Origin of the sequence: Kaistella montana, assembly GCF_024436175.1 — a bacterium.
Taxonomy (GTDB): domain Bacteria; phylum Bacteroidota; class Bacteroidia; order Flavobacteriales; family Weeksellaceae; genus Kaistella; species Kaistella montana.
This window is the reverse complement of record NZ_JANFQP010000007.1, coordinates 1-861: the sequence shown is the minus strand read 5'-3', so window position 1 is coordinate 861 and position 861 is coordinate 1. Positions and strand designations below refer to the sequence as shown.

Below are 861 nucleotides of genomic sequence, written 5' to 3'. Positions count from 1 at the left end.
TGTTCCCATTCCGAACACAGAAGTTAAGCCCTCTAGCGCCGATGGTACTGCGAAAGCGGGAGAGTAGGTCGCCGCCAGTTTTTTTTAAAAGCTCATCAACCATGTTGATGAGCTTTTTTTGTTATATACTATACTCCTTACTTACTTACTTACTTACTTACTTACTTACTTACTTAAAGAAAGATTATTGACCAATCCTTTTTTAACAAAAAACTTTCCTCAATTTATTGAGGAAAGTTTTTTTCTGTTTTTAATACAATGAAAAATGGAAAGTTTATTATTGCTAATAAAACTCCCACCAAATTTTCTCCTACAATCTTCACTACAGCCCCATAAGAGCTGTTTAATGACCACTCTAAACAGATTGAATCTAAATTTAAGGACTTCCATAAATATCAAATATAGGTGTTTGATCTATGAAAGATTTTAATTTGTTTTCTATATTATTCAATCCAAACTTATCGATCAAGTTTTTTTAATATTTATTAGCACTTAATCCGATTTTTTTAGACCTAAAATTGAGATAGTAAAAATCTAAGATCCAAGAATCCCAAAAAAGAATAAAATTCAATGGCGATTGGATTCATGTTTTTTTATGCAAAAATGTCTAGAATTCATTGCTACAATAAATTTCATTAAGCATCACCCAGCTCTATTTTTCTGTACCGGAAATATTCCAACTCTATAAAAGTGAATTTTTTCTTACAGAGATTCAATGAGTTGTGGAGATTAGTGATAAAAAGGTTATAAAAAGTTTGGAAATTTACATAAAGTAGGTATCTTTGCAAACCCAAACAGAGAGATTTGAGCGGGGAGCGAAGTAGAATTTAGATTGATTGAGGTTATAGAGGAAAAGTTAAG

At 30.8% G+C, this 861-nt stretch carries 1 rRNA gene; it reads left to right on the top strand.

Features of this window, described 5'->3' with window-relative positions:
- Positions 1-80: ribosomal RNA gene (rrf, locus tag NOV28_RS11175) — 5S ribosomal RNA — on the top strand; the annotation flags it as partial.
- Positions 81-861 lie beyond the last annotated feature (781 nt).